This is a genomic window from Olleya sp. R77988, assembly GCF_044594215.1.
Taxonomy (GTDB): Bacteria; Bacteroidota; Bacteroidia; order Flavobacteriales; family Flavobacteriaceae; genus Olleya.
On sequence record NZ_CP138988.1, the window covers coordinates 1,336,765 to 1,355,047 of the forward strand.

Consider the following 18,283-nt stretch of genomic DNA (forward strand, 5'->3'; position numbering starts at 1 on the left):
GAATACAACTAACTTGGCATTAATGAATAATTTTAATCATAATTTAAACGATGTCATCTCTAAAAAAACTAGCTCTAGTATTATGCGTTTTTAGTTTTTACAACGTAAACGCACAAGTAACTTTATCAGCAGATTTTACAAATGAAGATAATGAGCGCGCACCTTTACATAATATTTGGTCTATAGCTAATAGAATTAGTCCTCAAAATGGTTCAAATGTACGTCCAGGACTTAAAATGAATACAGTTAGAATGATTGGAGGAATCAAAAAAACTGTAAATGGAGAAAATGTAAAAGATTTAGATTTTGATACCTGTTTGTATGATTCTATCAATAATATATATGTATATAGATTTGAGCCACTGATAGAAAGGTTAGACAACATTATTAATTCTCAAACAGAAATCCATCAAATTGTCTTAGATCAACCGCCTTGGGCTTTTCAACACGGCTATACTTTTATTCCTGAAGGAACTATAGATTATGTAAATTTTCGAGAAAATGAACAAATATCCATTTATGGAAATTCTTTGCCTCCTGCAGATAAAGTTGCATACCACGATTATATAATAGCTTTGATGACCGAATTAGTTGCAAACTATGGAGAAGAAATGGTTTTATCTTGGCGTTTTAGAGTTGGTTCTGAAATCGAAACACCAAACCATTGGTATGGTACCAAACAAGATTTTATAGAACATTTTGAAAATACAGAAAGTGCTGTAAGAACAGTTTTGCCAAATGCAATTATTGGTTTGCATACAAGAGCTCCAGATTTTCTCTATCAAAATGGTTCTGTATTAAATTATAAAGGAGAACCTTTTGCTTCTTTTGCTGAAGATTTAATAGAATATTGTTTTGATAATAGTGTTCAATATGATTTTTGGGGAATATCAGATTACGTAGTTTTAGGTAATAGTAATTTGCGTAATATGAGTGCCAAATATGATGGACTATTTGCAGATTTAATAAATCATCCAGAATGGAACGCCAATGCAACCATTGATTTAATGGAGTATGCAACAGTAACCACAATGAATGGGGCCGATGGTAATGGATTTATTAATGCAGAAACATCTCATGCAGAAGTTGTAGAGTTGTATTTTTCTAATATTTTTTATAAGAATAAAGACAATGGTTTAGATTTAGTATATAGATGGGGTAATAGAATTGGTTCGCAAGACCCTCCAGGAATTAGTATTTTGAATTCAATGAATGGTAAGGTGAATTATGCAACAGATAAATCTGGTACACCTGAAACTCCAACAAATGATCTCGATGCTATTTTTTCAAAAGAGGATAACACCACAGAATATGATGTCTTAATATATAATTATAATAATAGTTCTTTAAACTATGTAGATAATGAAGAAGTAAATGTGTCTTTTACGACCGAATTACCAGAAGGCACAACCTTATATTATAGAAGTATTTCTTATGATAAAACTAATAATAAACTTCAAAATTTTTTAGAAAACACATCAGGATATTTACAAAGTGGGTTTGATGATAGAGGTGATCCGTATAGAATTTTAACTGAAGCAGGAATTGCAGCTTACGAAGCCTATGAAAATCCAAACCCCCACCAGTATAGTAATTGGGAAAGTATAGTAACTACTGCACGAACTGATGGTGAATCTGGTTCTATAATTAGTTTAGATACAGAAATTGCATCTTTTGCGTTTGAAAAATTTGAGTTTAGAACAGAAGATTATTTTGTGACTAGTATTGCACCTGCAACTGTAGTTTGGACAACTACAGAAGATTTTTCACCTTGGACAGCAGTGAGTGCAGGAATGGACGTAAATACAGATAATAACAAATTAACCTTGAATTTTTCAAGCGGATTTTCATTTCCAATGGCAGCAATTAGAGGTTTAAATATCAATTCTGATTTGTATGACACGTTGCAATTAGTAGTTAAAAACAGCACAGAAGATAGTTTTCTCCAAATGGCCGCAAATATTCCAGGTACAGAATTTTCTTCAGGAAGAAAGAAAATTACAATCCCTAATGATAATCAGTGGCATACTATAGATGTAGATTTAACAAACTGGTCGCTTTGGGCAGGCATTATTAATGAATTTAAGGTATATGAAAGTGTAAATACAGGTAGTATTGTTTTTGATAGAATAGAGTTTATACCTAATGCAGGTAACGAGGTTTTTGATGTAACATTAACTAAAGTCGGCAATGGCTTATTAAATTATCAAAGTGGAACTTCTTTTGGAGGACAAACATTTGATTTAAATGCAATTGCAGATCAAGGTTGGGAGTTTCAAGGCTGGACAGGAGATATTGAAAGTACAGAAAACCCTTTAACCATAACGGTTAATTCCGACTTAAATATTAATGCAACATTTGTACAAGGAAATTTATCTGTTAATGATAATGCCTTAAATGACAGCTTTGTTGTTTATCCGAATCCAAATTCTCAAGGACTATTTAATATAACAAGTCACACTTCAGAAAAATGGGAAGTTTATGCTATAAATGGCAGTAAAATTCTTTCAGGAAATGGAAATATAATTGATGTTTCTAGTTTTTCTAAAGGAATGTACATTGTGAAAATTAAAAATACTTTTAAAAAGTTATTGTTTTATTAAACTAGAATAATATTTCAGAATCCAAAAGAAATACATTGAATTATAAGACCTATTAGATCCATCTTATGCCAATAAACAGTTTATCCAAATTCTTATTACTTGGCTTAATTTTAGTTTTGTTTGTGGGTTGCAAGTCAACAAAAGAAACAACCTTACTGTTTGTTGGTAGTTTTACCGATAAAAAGCCAGGAAAAGGAATCCATATATATGAGTTTGATAATAAAACAGGAGAAAGTAAACTAAAATATACTTTAGACAGTGTAACAAATACTTCATTCTTAAAACTATCATCAAATGGTAAGTATTTGTATGCTGTAATGGAAAGTCAAATGCCTTATAATGGCAAAATAGCATCGTTTGCTGTAGATTCAATTCAAGGAAAAATAGACTTGATAAATATACAAGATTGTGAAGGGTTAAACCCAGCACATCTAGAAGTAGACAAAACTGGGAAGTTTTTAGTAAATTCTAACTACTCTGATGGTAGCTTAAGTCTTCTTAAAGTCAATTCCGACGGAAGTCTTAATCCGTATAGTCAATTGTTAAGATTCAAGGATAGTAGTATCATTAAAAGCAGACAAGAATCTTCCCATATTCATTCTGCCAATTTCTCGCCAGATAATAAATATTTGTTTGCACATGATTTAGGCTCAGATAAAATAAGAGGTTTTAGTTTAGATGTAAACGCTCAAGATTCCATACTTCAAAAAGGAAGTCAAATAAAATTAAAACCTGGAAGTGGCCCTAGACATTTTACATTTCACCCAAATGGTAAATTTGGGTACAGCATATCAGAACTAAGTGGTAAAATTACGATGTTTAAATATAAAAACGGACAATTAGAATTTATTAGAGATTACCTATCATATCAGCAAAAGCAAGAGATGTATAGAGCTGCAGACATTCATGTTTCTCCTGATGGCAAATTTTTATATGCTTCCAATCGTGGCCCAAAAGAAGATAGTATCTCCATATTTTCTATAGATAATAAAACAGGGGAATTGATTTTGGTAGGGTATGAGCCTACTTATGGCAAACACCCTAGGAATTTTGCCATTTCACCAGAAGGCGATTTTTTATTAGTGGCAAATCAGTTTACAAATAATATTGTTATTTTTAAAAGAGATAAAAAAACAGGAAAATTAAAATTACAAAACGAAATTAAAGTTAACAGTCCTTCAAGTATTCAAATGAAAAGCTATTAAACAGATTTTCTATCAATAAAATTAAAAGGAACTTTTAAAGAAACTCCTTTTGTTTTATTTAAAATTACTTGAGCAGCAGTTTCTGCCATTACTTTAAAATCGGTAGAAATTACAGTAATACCAAGCAATTCTTTTAAAGGCGTATCGTTGTAAGAAATAATACCAATCTCTTTACCTAAAACAAATTCATCTTCTCTAACTTGTTTAACTAAATTTACCAGATCTGCTTCTTCAATAGTTATAAATAAATCGCCTTTTTTTAAAATCATATGATCATAAATTTCCTCAATAATTTCAAAATCTAATTTATGTTCTATGCAAAACTTTCTAAAACCATGAAGTATTCTTTTTGGGTAAGGGTATACTGTATTGTCAGGATAGACTAACATGATTTTCTCATATTTTTTGATTTTTTCTAACCCTTTATTTAAGGCAATATAAATATCATTTTCAAAATCTTGATAAATCTGAACAACATTTTTATTAGAAAAAGATTTTACATTGTCTAAAATGATAAGTTTATCATCTGGAATCGTTTTCAAAGCATTACACACTTTTTCTGGTAAACTAACATGTTTTAAATCATCCGATTTAAAATGCGGCATAACAATAAAATAATCGTATCCACCCTTATTTTTTTCTAATAAATTTAAAAAAAGCGTTTCATCACAATGGTATATGTGTAAATCTGTATGAGAATTAGCTCCAATACTATTTATAAAATGATTGTAGGTTCTTAATTTGTAAGAACTTAACTTGTTTATTAAAAACAAGATGTTTACTTTAGATATTAATTTAGTTCTAGAAATGTAAAAACCTTTACCTCTAATAGAAGTAATAATTTTACGTTCTTTTAATATGCTATACGCTTTTTCTACTGTATCACGAGATAAATAAAACTCCTCACTAAACATATTAATAGAAGGTATCTTTTGATCCATAGTAAGATTCCCTTGCGAAATATTATGGATAATAGAATCTATAATTTGCTGATATTTTGGAACCCTTGAGTTTTCATCAATCGTTATGAGTTTTATCATATCCATAAACTAAATTTTTGTCTTTCAAATGAAGTTGCTTTAAAGCAAATGTAATAAAAGAGAACAATATTTATATATAATAAAAATGTTTTGTGATAAAAAAGTAAACCAATTAATTTAACAAAAATAAAGTTAAAGTTAAAAATATATCCTAATTTAGGATTGTAAATTATTTATTAAAATAACTTTGAGTTTTACGGTACAGTACAGGATACAAAAGTTTAAATTCAACCTTATTTTTGATTTTAAGAATTTTAATATTTAAAAATCAGAAAAAATGACGGAAACATTTAAATATGTTGATTATTTATGGGATGAGGAAAAAGCACTTGCTTTAGGAGATAATCAAGTAGAATTATTTTTATATCGCTCAAATATATTAGGTACAGATTTAAGAATTACAAATTATGGAGGTGGAAACACTAGTTGTAAAACTATAGAAAAAGACCCTTTAACAAACGAAGAAGTTGAGGTAATGTGGGTTAAAGGTTCTGGTGGAGACATAGGTACATTAACACGTTCAGGAATTGCAGGTTTATATACAGGTAGATTACGAGATTTAAAAAATGTGTACCAAGGTTTACATGATGAAGATAGAATGGTTGGGTTGTTTAACCACTGTATTTACGATTTAGATAGTAAAGCACCTTCTATTGATACGCCTTTACACGGTTTGTTACCATTTGCTCATATAGATCACTTGCATCCAGATGCTTTAATTGCAGTTGCAGCTGCAAAAGACAGTGAAAAAGTAACCAAAGAAATTTGGGGAGACACTATGGGTTGGGTACCTTGGCAAAAACCAGGATTCGATTTAGGCTTACAGTTAGAAAAATGTTTAGCAGATAATCCAGGAATTAGAGGTATAGTTTTAGGTTCTCACGGTTTATTTACTTGGGGAGACACTTCTTACGAGTGTTATATGAATAGTTTAGAAGTAATTGAAATGGCTTCTGAATATATAGAACAAAAATTAGAAGAACAAGGTGAAGTTTTTGGCGGTCAAAAAGTTGAAAGCTTACCAAAAGAAGAGCGCTCAGAAAAAGCAGCGCAATTAATGCCTTTATTAAGAGGTTTGTGTTCTTCGGAAAAAAGAATGATTGGTAATTTTTCTGATACTGATGTTGTTCTGCAATATATCAATAGCAACGATTTAGAAAGATTAGCTCCTATGGGAACTTCTTGTCCAGATCATTTCTTAAGAACTAAAATTCAACCATTAGTTTTAAGTTTAGATAAAAATGAAGATTTATCTGATTCTGAAGCTATTTTAGCAAAATTAGAACCTGCTTTTGAAGCATATCGTCAAGAATATGCAGATTACTATAATACTTGTAAAAAAGATAATAGTCCAGCAATAAGAGATGCAAATCCAGTAATTATTATTTATCCTGGAGTAGGTATGTTTAGTTTTGCAAAAAACAAACAAACAACACGTGTTGCAAGTGAGTTTTATATCAATGCAATTAACGTAATGAGAGGTGCAGAAGCTATAACAGAATATACTTCATTACCAAGACAAGAAGCGTTTGATATAGAATACTGGTTACTAGAAGAAGCAAAATTGCAACGTATGCCAAAAGAAAAGCCATTATCTAGAAAAGTAGCTTTAGTTACTGGAGCTGGAGGTGGAATTGGAAAAGCAATTGCAGATAAATTAGCTGCAGAAGGAGCAAATGTTGTATTAACAGATATTAATGAAGAGGCTTTAGTTGAAGCTAACGGAACGTATGCTAGAGACGTATCTACCTACGCAATTTGTGATGTAACCAATACAGAGTCTATTGCAAGCGCTTATAAAAAAGCAACTTTAGAGTTTGGTGGTGTAGATATGATTGTACATAGTGCTGGTTTAGCAATTTCTAAACCATTAACAGATACTACAGATAAAGACTGGAACATCTTACAAAGTATTTTAGTAAAAGGTCAATTTGATTTAGCAAAACAATTTGCAGTAATCGTTCGTAAGCAAGGTTTAGGAGGAGATTATATAGCAATTGCAAGTAAAAATGGTTTAGTTGCAGGTCCAAACAATGTAGCATATGGTACTGCAAAAGCGGCGCAACAGCACATGGTCCGCTTATTGGCAGCTGAATTGGCAAAAGATAAAGTAAGAGTAAATACTGTAAATCCTGATGGTGTAATTGTTGGAAGCAAGATCTGGGAAGGAGCTTGGGCAGAAGGTAGAGCTAAAGCCAATGGAATTACGGTAGAAGAATTACCAGCATTTTATGCAAAAAGAAACTTATTAAATGAGATTATTACACCAGATGATATTGCAAACGGAGTTTTCTCTCTTGTTGGGATATTAGACAAATCGACAGGAAATATTATAAATGTTGATGGTGGAATGGCTAATGCATTTGTAAGATAAAAAAGTTATTAGTAGTTAGTTTTATTTGAATTAAGGAGAAAACTTCTATAGATATTATTTTTATAGAAGTTTTTTATTTACAACAACCAAAATAAGTATGAAAATACAAGAAGAACAAATTTTAAATTTTAATAAAAAAGAAATTGAAAATCATAATAATAATTTTGATTTCTTAGCAAATAAATTAACAAAACAAGGTCATAATGTTCAAGAAATTGTTTCTAAACTGTCAGACTTTCAAGTTGCAATACCAAGTTGGGCTTTAGGTGCAGGTGGTACTCGTTTTGGACGTTTTTCTTTTTATGGAGAACCATCAAACTTAGAACAAAAAATAGAAGATATTGGTGTTTTACATAGTTTAACACAAACAGCAGGAGCTGTTTCTCTACATATTCCTTGGGATATTCCTTCAGATTATGCAGCTATCAAACAAAAAGCAGATGCTTTAAATATTAAATTTGATGCTGTAAATTCTAATACATTTCAAGATCAAAAAGATGCTAAAGAAACTTATAAATACGGTTCTTTAAGTAATGTAAGTAAAGCAGTTAGAGAGCAAGCAATACAGCATAATTTAGATGTTATTAAAATTGGAGATAAATTAGGATCTAAAGCATTAACCGTTTGGTTAGCAGATGGATCATGTTTTCCAGGACAAAATAATTTTCAAACGGCTTTCCAAAACACTCAAGATAGTCTAATAGATACCTATAAAGGACTTCCAAACGATTGGAATATGCTAATAGAATATAAACCTTATGAGCCTAATTTTTACAGTACAGTAATTCAAGATTGGGGAGCTTCTTTAATGCTTGCAAATGGATGTGGAGATAAAGCGTATACATTAGTAGATTTAGGACATCACCTGCCAAACAGTAATATAGAACAAATTGTATCTATCCTACAATTAAAAGGTAAATTAGGTGGTTTTCATTTTAACGACAGTAAATATGGAGATGATGATTTAACTGTAGGAAGCATTAAACCTTATGCTTTATTTTTAATTTTTAATGAATTGGTTTATGGTATGCAAAACAATCCGCAAAATCCAGATTTAGCGTGGATGATTGATGCGAGTCATAATGTTAAAGATCCTTTAGAAGATTTAATTCAATCTTTAGAAGCAATTCAAGAAGCTTATGCAAAAGCATTATTAATAGATCAAAAAGCTTTAAAAGCAGCTCAAATAGATAATGATGTTGTAAAATGTCAAGAAATTTTACAAGGTGCATATAGAACAGATGTAAGACCTTTATTAGAAAAAGCAAGAATTAATTCAGGCGGAGTAATTAGCCCAATTAATGCTTACAGAAGTTTAGGTGTTAGAAATAGTTTGATTGCTGAAAGAGGTAAGAACACTATAGCAACAGGCTTATAATAGTTCTAAAATGGAAAAAAAAGTAACAGCAGTTTTTGATATAGGCAAAACCAATAAAAAGTTTTTTTTATTTGATAAAGACTTTAAAGAAGTTCATAAAGAATACATATCTTTTGATGAAATTTTAGATGAAGATGGCCATCCAACAGAAAACATAACAGCGTTACATAATTGGTTAAAGGAAGTTTTTAATAGAATTCTACATGCAGAAGAATTTAATGTAAAAGCTATAAATTTTTCTACCTATGGAGCAAGTTTTGTACATTTAGACGAAGATGGAAATGTACTAACACCTTTGTACAATTATACCAAAGAAATAGATCCGGAAATAGCAGAACAATTCTATAAAAAATATGATAATGATGAAGAATTAATAAGAACAAGCGGATCTTCTAGATCATCAGGCTTATTAAATTCTGGATTACAATTGTATTGGCTAAAACATGCAAAACCAGAGCTATTTAAAAAAATAAAATATTCACTTCACTTACCACAATATTTAAGCTTTGTGTTTACTGGTATTCCTTTAAGTGAATTCACAAGTATTGGCTGTCATACATCGTTATGGAATTATGAAACCAAAGATTACCAAGATTGGGTGTATAAAGAAGGAATACATAAAATATTACCACCAATTGTATCTACAGAAACCAGTTTAAATATTAATTACAATGGTAAGAGAATTAAAATTGGTGTAGGTATTCATGATAGTTCATCAGCACTTTTACCTTATGTTAGAAGCGTAAAAAAACCTTTTGTTTTAGTTTCTACAGGAACTTGGAGCATTGCTTTAAATCCTTTTACAGATACTCTTTTAACAAATGATGATGTTAAGGCAGATTGCATTAATTATATGCGAATAAATGGAAAACCTGTAAAATCATCAAGATTGTTTTTAGGTAATGAATATAAAATTCAGGTTAAAAGATTAACAGAAAAATTTGGAGTAGATAAAGACTATCATAAAACCGTAGCCTTTAATTATGAAGTGTATTCAGAAATTATTAAAGAATTTCATTATGCATTTAAATGGGAATCTTTTTCACATCCTACAATGCCTGAAAAAACCACATATTATCACAATAATTTTGAGCATGCGTATCATCATTTAATGATAGAATTGGTGCAGTTACAAGTAGAGAGTATTAAAAGAATATCTAAAATTCAAGAAGTAGACAGGTTATATGTTGATGGTGGTTTTACAGATAATGATTTGTATATTAAACTTTTATCTCATTATTTAAGAGGAATGAAATTAAGAACAACAAAAGCTTCTTTAGGGTCTGCATTAGGAGCTGCAATTGCAATTTCTGACACTAAATTGAACTCAAAATTCTTAAAAAAGAATTATGCACTAAAAAAACACGTCCCTTTTATAGTTGGAGGGTAATTAATATAATGATATTATGGCTTTAAAATTTGACACAAGATATCCATCAATAGATGATTTGAGAAAAAAAGCTCAAAAAAAAATCCCAAAATTTGCATTCGAATATTTAGATGGTGGATGTAATGAAGATGTAAACTTAATTAGAAATACATCAGAGTTAAGAGAAGTACAATTAAAACCAAATTATTTAAGAAATCATAAAGGGTCATCGCTTAAAACCAAATTATTTGGTGTAGAGTATGATGCGCCATTTGGTATTGCTCCAGTGGGTTTGCAAGGATTAATGTGGCCAAATTCGCCAGAAATTTTGGCAAAAGCAGCTTTTAAGCATAACATACCATTTATATTAAGTACAGTTACCACAACAAGTATAGAAAGAGTAAGTGAGTTAACAGAAGGTAAAGCATGGTTTCAATTATATCATCCAACAGAAGATAGATTAAGAGATGATATAATAAAACGAGCTGAAGCTGCAGAATGTCCAGTTTTGGTAATCCTGTGTGATGTTCCAACATTTGGTTTTAGACCAAGAGATATTAGAAACGGTTTAGCAATGCCACCAAAAATGACCATAAAAAATATTTTGCAGGTTTTAGGAAGACCTTCTTGGGCTTTAAACACTTTAAAATATGGGCAGCCAAATTTTGAAACATTAAAGCCGTATATGCCTAAAGGTTTAGACTTAAAACAACTGGGTAAATTTATGGATCAAACTTTTTCTGGAAGATTAAATGAAGAAAAAATTAAGCCAATTCGCGATATGTGGAAAGGGAAAATTGTTTTAAAAGGAGTAGCCTCAGATTATGATACAGAACAAGCAATAAGACTTGGTTTAGACGGAATTATAGTATCTAATCATGGTGGACGTCAATTAGATGCTGGTCAATCAACTATAAAACCACTTACAACTATTGCAGAAAAGTATGGAGATCAAATAGAAGTCTTTATGGATAGTGGTATACGCTCAGGGCCAGATGTTGCAAGAGCTATGGCAAGTGGTGCTAAATTTACTTTTATGGGTCGTTCGTTTATGTATGGAGTTTCTGCTTTAGGAAAAAAAGGAGGGAATCATACCATATCATTGCTAAAAACAGAGTTGCAGCAAGTTATGGAGCAATTGTGTTGCGAAAACACAACAGATTTTCCAGATCATTTAATTTCTTAAAATTAATTTTTAAAAAAAGCATATATTTAAAACTCAGCAATTTTTTGCTGAGTTTTGTAATTTTATACCATACAGTACAGGATAGAATATCTTTACAGTCAATTTATATTCGTTTATACTGACAATTAACTATAAAAACTAACTATGACAGAATATCAAAACGCAACAGAAATCATAGATGAAAATTCAGGTGGAGAATTTGAAAGAACTCCTGTGCCACAATCAAAATTAAAAGGCTGGAAAAGCTTTATAGGTATGTATGCTGGAGAACATGCTGCTGGTACTAAGTTTATGATTGGACAGCTTTGTTTTTAACAGCAGGTGTAAGTGCTTTTGATTTAATTATTGGGCTATTATTAGGTAATTTATTAGCGGTATTAAGTTGGCGTTTTTTAACTGCTGAAATAGCTGTAAAAAATAGACTAACTTTATACTTTCAGTTAGAAAAAATATGTGGTAAAAAACTGGTAACAGGTTATAATTTAGCAAATGGTATTTTGTTTTGTTTTTTAGCAGGATCCATGATAACTGTATCTGCTACAGCAGTAGGTATCCCTTTTGATATGCCTATGCCTAAGCTAGATGATACAATGCCAAATGGGATGACTTGGATTATTATTGTAATTGTAATTGGTACAGTTATATCTCTAATTGCAGCACGAGGTTATGATACGGTTACTAAAGCTGCAAATTGGATGTCTCCAATAATAGTTTTAGCATTTTTAGCATGTGGTATTGTTGCACTTGGTCAGTTAGGTATTGATAGTTTTTCTGACTTTTGGAATATTTGGGGAGAAGGAAGTGAGCCTTTTCCAGGTCAAATAAAATTTACATTTTGGCATGTAGTAATTTGGTCTTGGTTTGCTAATGGCGCCATGCATGTTGGTATGTCAGATTTATCTGTATTTAGATTTGCAAAAAAACCAAAAGCAGGATGGGCAACAGCAGCAGGAATGTATGTAGGTCATTACATGGCTTGGATAGCTGCAGCTTTATTATATGCAGTATATTTAAAATCACCAGAAGCACAATCTTTTTTAACAAATAATGCAGCGCCACCAGTAGCACCTGAACCAATGGCTTATAATGCAATTGGTGTATTTGGAATTATTGCAGTTGTTTTAGCAGGTTGGACAACCGCTAACCCTACAATATACAGAGCTGGTTTAGCCTTTCAGGCAATTTTACCAAAATTATCAACAGCAAAAGTGACCTTGCTTGCTGGTGCAATTGCAACTATAGCAGGTTTATTTCCTGCATTTGCAATGAAGCTTTTAGGTTTTGTAGCCTTGTATGGATTTATTTTAGCGCCTTTTGGTGCCATTATTGTGTTTGAACATTTCTTCCATAAAAAAGCAGGTATTGTAAAAAATTATGCAGAAGCAGCTAATTTATCATTTAATAAATCAGTTTTTTTAGCTTGGGCAATTAGCTTTGGGTTGTTTTACTTTATATCAATTAAGTTCGATATTTTCTTATCATTTGTTACCCTTCCAGCATGGGTGTTGTGTGGTGTTCTGTTTTTAGTTTTTAGTAAACGCTTTCAAAATAAATAATAGCTTTAAGATAGCCAACTATTAGGAATCGTTTTATAGTTTATTAGGTGAAATTATTATAGAAAATTGTACAAAATTAATGAAATAGAGAAAGAGGGCTTAAATTACATAGAATTAACAAGTTCTAATGATAAAACAAAGGTCGAAATATGCTTAAACCAAGGTGGTAGATTAAGTGGTTTTGTTTTTGAAGGTATTCAAGTTTTAGCAAATTATGATACCAATACATACAAAGATAATTACGCTTCCTCTATTTTGTTTCCTTTTGCAAATAGAATTAAGGATGGTGAATATAGGTTTAATGACAAGCTTTACAAGCTTCATTGCAATGAAACAAACAAGCACAATGCATTACATGGCACAGTTTATAATAAGAATTTTAAAGTTATAAATTCTTCCGCTTCTAAAGATAGAGCTTCAGTAACTTTGCAATATGTAGATGATGGTAATAATGAAGGTTTTCCTTTTAAATTCAAAATCAATATAACGTATAGCTTTTTCAAAGCAGGAATTTCAATTTCAACTCAAATTACTAATCTAGACGATAGTTCATTTCCATTTACTTTAGGATGGCATCCTTATTTTAAAAGCAAGAATTTGAATGATAGCTATATTAACTTTATTAGTAATTCAGAATATGCAGTTGATGAACAGCAAATAACAGTAGGTACAGTGGCATTTAATGCCAAAATGCCACTTCAATTAAAAGATGCGAAATTGGATTATGGTTATAAATTAAAGCATAATTGTATTGAATTTATTACACCAGAATATAATATTGAAATTACGTCAACATCTAAGCACAACTTTTTACAATTGTACACGCCTAAAGAGGCTGATATTATAGCTATAGAACCAATGACTGGTATTTGCGATAGTTTCAACAATAAGATTGGGTTGCAAATTTTAAAACCTAAAAAGAAATATACTATTGACTGGAGATTAACTGTTTCAACAGGTGATTAATATACAGGTAGAATAAAAATCTATTCCAAGACAAGTAAAACAAAAAAGCCTTTTAAAACATTAATTTTATTTAATTCCGAGATTGCAGCATTGCTTTAGTTGCTACAGTTCTAAACCCTACATGGTCACTGCCAGAATCTTGTGCTACACCCATTCTTGCAGATATTCTAAAACTAGCACAATACGACTGATGACATAAAAAAGAACCACCTTTCATGACATTTTCTTTTTGGTATGGATTATTAGAGTTAAATGCTTTTTCAGCACCTTTTGGGTTAATTAAATCTATAGAGGTATCTATGGTCTTGTAATAATTTGTATTAAACAAATCGCTAGTTAACTCCCATACATTGCCAATCATATCGTATAAACCCAAACTATTAGGAGGGTATGATTTTACAGGCGCAATAAATTCAAATCTATCTTCAGATTTGTTTTCTGTTGGAAATGTACCTTGCCAAGTATTTGCATTATTATTAAGTAAATCATTATTGTTACCCCAAGTATATATGGTGTTTTTATTTTTTCCTTGTGCAGCAGCTTCCCATTCGGCTTCGGTAGGTAAACGTCTATTTGCCCATTTACAGTAAGCCAATGCATCTTCTAAAGCTATATGAACCACAGGGTAATTGTCTTTCCCTTTAATGTTACTGCTAGAACCTTCAGGATGTTTCCAATTGGCACCTATTTTCCAAGTCCACCATTGCCCATAGTTTTGCATATTAACAACAGCATTTACATTTTTATTAAAAATTAAACTACCAGGTTGTAAAATGGAATCGTGTGGTTTTGGTGTATTTGTCGGTAGTTCTTTTTTCATTTCGTCCCAGTCAATAGGACGCTCTGCGACAGAAACGTAATTAGTTGCATCTACAAAAGCTTTAAATTGTGCATTGGTTACTTCGGTTTTGTCTATAAAAAACCCATCAATCGTTACTTGATGCGCCGGCATTTCTCGATGCATAGCAAATTTATCATTTTTTTTTGCGCCTTGATAAAATGTTTTTTTTTCAATCCAAACCATTCCTTTAGGAGCAGCAATTTCTAATTGTTTTTCTGTTTTTTCATCTTGATTATTAGATGAATTTTTTTTCTCATTCTTGCAATTAAAGAGTAATAAAAACGCTAGCAGAGTAATAAAAGATATTCGCATAATTTTTTTAATAGTGTAAATTTTGATTTAAGATCATAAAAAAACAATATAACTAAGAAAATTTTATTAATAATATTATTTGTACATAATTATGCAGATTCTTGACTTAGTTTTAATTGCGATGTATTTATCAATATATATGTTGATTGGTGCTTTTGAGTTTATATGTATTTCACAACTCAATTCTTTGATATCTAAACCTGTTCATTCCAATACCGTTACAATTTCTCAGTATGCTCTTTTTGCGTGGTTTTTACATAGGATAAAAATTGGGCACGACTTTTTTGAGTCCTAATAGCCCTAAAAGTTTTGTTATCAATTTTTCCATAATGGTTTGTTGCAAAACTTTTACGATAAGTATGAGATCTTATAAGTTTATATTTAGGATAATACCCTTTAACTTTTATGTTAATTTTTGGGTCAATTAAGTTTCCTAATATTTTATCAGTAAAACCAGCTTTTTTACTTAGATCTTTTACATATCTATTAAATTGTTGATTACTAATAATTCTAGGTAGATTATTTTTTCTTTTTTTAAGAATAGTTTTTACTTGACTGTATCACCTGTTTTTCTGTTCCAGCTATTATTATTCTGTTTATAGAAAGATGTGCCAATGTTTCAGGATATTTTCTTGCAACAAAAAGTAGAGTTGCCAGGTATAACTAAGTTTATTATTTATTCCAGTTGGTTAAAAGCTACGGTTTGTTATTATTAGTTTTAATAGTTGGCTTGCTGTTTTTAAAATCTTTATTAAACAAAAAGTCTTGGTTTAAAAAATCAAAGGATAAACTTATTTTAAAGCTGCCTTTTACTGGAAGTTTTGTTAAAACGGTTTATCTCTCTCAATTTACGCAAGTAGTGTCTTTGTTAGCTACTTCAGAAGTGCCTGTTGTTAATAGTTTCCAATTGGTAAAAGAAATGATTGATTTTATCCTCTTAAAAATGCATTGGAAAAAGTTGAGCAAAATATATTAAGAGGAAACTCTCTAAGCGATAGTTTAAGCCAGCATCATTAAAATGGTTGCATTAGTAAAAGTAGTTGAAGAAACCAATCAAAACGAGTTTATTTTTGAACGTTTAAACACCCAATATAATATTCAAGTGCAACAGCGTTTTAAATTATTGTCAACCATAATGGAACCAATAATTATTTTAATTGTAGGTGTTTTGGTTGGTGTTATTTTAATTGTAATGTACTTACCAATGTTTAAGCTGAGTAGTGTTTTGGATAGGTTTGATTATTTTTAAATAATAAAAATATCTACATGTTTAAACTATGAGTATCATTTTATATTCCCCAAGCTTCCTTCATTTTTAGTGCAGCTTCATAACTAGATAACTTTAAATAACGTTTAAAAGCTTTTTCTGTTTTGTGTCCTGATATTTGCATAATTAAGTGTACATCTATACCATCAAGATAGGCATTTGTACAAAAAGAACGCCTGCATGTATGAGAGCTAATAAGCTCATGCTTTTTAAATTTTTCAACTTCTTTTGTGTTTCCTTTTTTATGTTGTATTTCAATGACATCATTTATTTTAGCTTCTTTTCCTAGTTCTTTTATCCTTTTATTAAAAACTGCAGAGCTTATTTCTGGTGAGTAATTGTTATATTTTTTTAGAATAGTAAGAACTTGTTCTCTTAATGGCACTACAATTTTACCAGAAGTTTTCTTTTGTCTAATTGAAAGAAACCCATTACTGTCTATGTATTCGGGCTTTATCCTTATATTGTCAGAAAACCGCAAACCTGTATAGCATCCAATGATAAAGAAGTCTTTTACTTTTGTGAGTTCTTTGTCATTTAAAGTGTCTACATTGGAAATTGCTTTAATTTCAGATTCATTTAAATAAATATGATCCACTTCTTCTTGTATAACTTTAAAGTTGGATAAGTCTATACTCGGTATGATATTCAATTTCATGCAATTGTTAAGGAATGCTTTTAGGTTTTTTACTTGTTTACCTATTGTATTATTTTTAAGTCCAATTTGCCCATTTTTAAGTTCTACTTTATTAGCTAAATAATCAGTCCACTTGATGTAAAAAGAATAATTAATAGATTCAAAATTAGTAATTGTTTTGGTGTTTTTATCAAAGCCAATTAAATGTTTTTTTAAGCTATTGTAGTCTTTAATAACATCTGGTACTACTTTAGTTTTTTTGTTATTAATATAACGACCTAATTCATTATAAAATTCAACTGGTTTTTCATCAAATTCAGAAATGCTTTTCTTTAAAAAATGAACTTTAAATTGTTCTTTGCTTAATGGTTTGTTGTTTTTTTTGTAATGCGCTATAATTGTTTCGACTAGCATTTTAATTTCACAAAATTCTTTGTAATGTTCTGTGATGTCTGTCGAATTTTTCAAGGTATTTTTTGCGTTACTCCAATACCTTTGAGAAATTTTAATTCCTGTATTAATTTGAACCCTGTTTTTTCGATCTTCATAATATCTAATTAAGACTGAAGCTTTAGAAGTGTTTTTATTTGTGCTTTTTCTTAAGTAAAAAGTGTAATGGCTCATATTTGATTGTGCAACATTTGTGCAACAAATTTAAATAAAATAAAGATAAGTAGAGTAAATATTTGATGCGTTTTTGCTATAAACCCTTTAAATAAGTACATTTTGTAAAATGAAGTAAAATAAAATTAAGTAAAAAAAAGTCCCGTCCAGACCGCAAAAATTGCTAAAAGCTCCGAGAAATTGGAGCTTTTTTTGGCAATAAAATTTAGTTGTGTTGTTTTGATAGATGTAGTAGTCTATCAAACAGGTAGAAAGCTAGTTAAATAGCTTGAACCGATGGAAAGCTTTCCTTTTTTCTGTAAAGAAAATTGGGATGCTTTTTTATTTTAACACACTTCAGCTGTTAAAATTGTATTTCGTCGAAATTTTTGTTATTTTTACTCTTAGTTATGATATTTTCGCCAAGCTTTAATTATCCCTTATTAAAACATCTTCTTTTAAAGCTAATTAATTAATATTATTGTACTTACATAATTTGTGTAGTATGTTATTTTTAGTAGGCTATTATAAAATAGCTTAGAAATTTTTGTATTTGAATTTTATCAAAAAATTATATAAACTAAAAATTAACATTAAACAATTATTATGAAATCCCTAAAAATTACATTAGTAGCAATCTTTTCAGTAGTATTATTAACAGGAGTAAGTGTTTTAAATACTGAGCCAACTCAAGAAGAAACGAAAAACGAAACTCCAAAAACAATTGTAGATATTTCAGTAATGAAAGATAAAAAAAAGGTACAACCACCAACTAATGGTTAAAAATATTTTATTCAACTTTTAATTAGAAATGCATAAGGGCAATAAAATCCAAAAAACAATTTAGTTATTCCTACATTAAAAGGTGAAAAGAAAGTGCAATTACTATTAAATAGTTAAAAAAGCATTACTCATACTTTAAAAAAGGCTCTTCTTTTATAGGAAG

13 protein-coding genes and 1 pseudogene are annotated in these 18,283 nt (G+C 30.1%); 11 read left to right on the plus strand and 3 right to left on the minus strand.

Going from position 1 to position 18,283, the window contains the following annotated elements:
* Nucleotides 1-50 precede the first annotated feature (50 nt).
* Nucleotides 51-2,603 (plus strand): T9SS type A sorting domain-containing protein, encoded by a 2,553-nt coding sequence (locus SJY17_RS05965; protein ID WP_397364580.1) that lies wholly within the window; start codon nucleotides 51-53, stop codon nucleotides 2,601-2,603.
* 65 nt (nucleotides 2,604-2,668) lie between these two features.
* The gene (locus SJY17_RS05970) at nucleotides 2,669-3,808 is read left to right on the plus strand and encodes a lactonase family protein (RefSeq protein WP_397364581.1); all 1,140 of its coding nucleotides are present in this window, start codon (nucleotides 2,669-2,671) and stop codon (nucleotides 3,806-3,808) included.
* Here SJY17_RS05970 and SJY17_RS05975 read toward each other — a convergent pair.
* On the minus strand, nucleotides 3,805-4,848 hold the full coding sequence (locus tag SJY17_RS05975; RefSeq protein WP_397364582.1) for a GntR family transcriptional regulator: 1,044 nt from the start codon (nucleotides 4,846-4,848) through the stop codon (nucleotides 3,805-3,807). The genes SJY17_RS05970 and SJY17_RS05975 overlap by 4 nt on opposite strands.
* Before the next feature lie 277 nt (nucleotides 4,849-5,125).
* Here SJY17_RS05975 and SJY17_RS05980 point away from each other — a divergent pair, with 277 nt between their 5' ends.
* The 6 genes and pseudogenes from SJY17_RS05980 to SJY17_RS06005 all read left to right on the plus strand — a co-directional run bounded on the left by SJY17_RS05980 (nucleotide 5,126) and on the right by SJY17_RS06005 (nucleotide 13,677).
* Nucleotides 5,126-7,222 (plus strand): bifunctional aldolase/short-chain dehydrogenase, encoded by a 2,097-nt coding sequence (locus SJY17_RS05980; RefSeq protein WP_397364583.1) that lies wholly within the window; start codon nucleotides 5,126-5,128, stop codon nucleotides 7,220-7,222.
* A gap of 97 nt (nucleotides 7,223-7,319) precedes the next feature.
* Complete coding sequence (locus SJY17_RS05985) at nucleotides 7,320-8,600, plus strand: sugar isomerase (protein ID WP_397364585.1); 1,281 nt, start codon at nucleotides 7,320-7,322, stop codon at nucleotides 8,598-8,600.
* 10 nt (nucleotides 8,601-8,610) lie between these two features.
* Complete coding sequence (locus SJY17_RS05990) at nucleotides 8,611-9,990, plus strand: FGGY-family carbohydrate kinase (protein WP_397364587.1); 1,380 nt, start codon at nucleotides 8,611-8,613, stop codon at nucleotides 9,988-9,990.
* 16 nt (nucleotides 9,991-10,006) lie between these two features.
* Nucleotides 10,007-11,155, plus strand: coding sequence for an alpha-hydroxy-acid oxidizing protein (locus tag SJY17_RS05995; RefSeq protein WP_397364588.1), 1,149 nt, complete (start codon nucleotides 10,007-10,009; stop codon nucleotides 11,153-11,155).
* 144 nt (nucleotides 11,156-11,299) lie between these two features.
* A pseudogene (locus SJY17_RS06000) lies at nucleotides 11,300-12,711 on the plus strand (purine-cytosine permease family protein).
* A 66-nt stretch (nucleotides 12,712-12,777) separates the two neighbouring features.
* The gene (locus tag SJY17_RS06005) at nucleotides 12,778-13,677 is read left to right on the plus strand and encodes an aldose 1-epimerase (protein WP_397364589.1); all 900 of its coding nucleotides are present in this window, start codon (nucleotides 12,778-12,780) and stop codon (nucleotides 13,675-13,677) included.
* Between the two features lie 70 nt (nucleotides 13,678-13,747).
* Here the strand turns inward: SJY17_RS06005 and SJY17_RS06010 are convergent, their stop codons facing one another.
* Complete coding sequence (locus tag SJY17_RS06010) at nucleotides 13,748-14,830, minus strand: formylglycine-generating enzyme family protein (protein ID WP_397364590.1); 1,083 nt, start codon at nucleotides 14,828-14,830, stop codon at nucleotides 13,748-13,750.
* 703 nt (nucleotides 14,831-15,533) lie between these two features.
* Between SJY17_RS06010 and SJY17_RS06015 the strand changes: the two genes are divergently transcribed.
* Both SJY17_RS06015 and SJY17_RS06020 read left to right on the plus strand, forming a co-directional pair.
* The gene (locus tag SJY17_RS06015; RefSeq protein ID WP_397364591.1) at nucleotides 15,534-15,806 is read left to right on the plus strand and encodes a hypothetical protein; all 273 of its coding nucleotides are present in this window, start codon (nucleotides 15,534-15,536) and stop codon (nucleotides 15,804-15,806) included.
* Nucleotides 15,807-15,848: 42 nt separating this feature from the next.
* Nucleotides 15,849-16,079 (plus strand): type II secretion system F family protein, encoded by a 231-nt coding sequence (locus SJY17_RS06020; protein ID WP_397364592.1) that lies wholly within the window; start codon nucleotides 15,849-15,851, stop codon nucleotides 16,077-16,079.
* 40 nt (nucleotides 16,080-16,119) lie between these two features.
* On the opposite strand, the gene SJY17_RS06025 is transcribed toward SJY17_RS06020, so the two are convergent.
* Entirely contained in the window at nucleotides 16,120-17,358 is a 1,239-nt protein-coding gene (locus SJY17_RS06025) for a tyrosine-type recombinase/integrase (RefSeq protein WP_397364593.1), read from the minus strand.
* 585 nt (nucleotides 17,359-17,943) lie between these two features.
* Between SJY17_RS06025 and SJY17_RS06030 the strand changes: the two genes are divergently transcribed.
* A complete protein-coding gene (locus SJY17_RS06030; protein ID WP_397364594.1) occupies nucleotides 17,944-18,120 on the plus strand; it encodes a hypothetical protein in 177 nt (58 codons plus the stop codon).
* The last annotated feature ends 163 nt before the right edge of the window (nucleotides 18,121-18,283 follow it).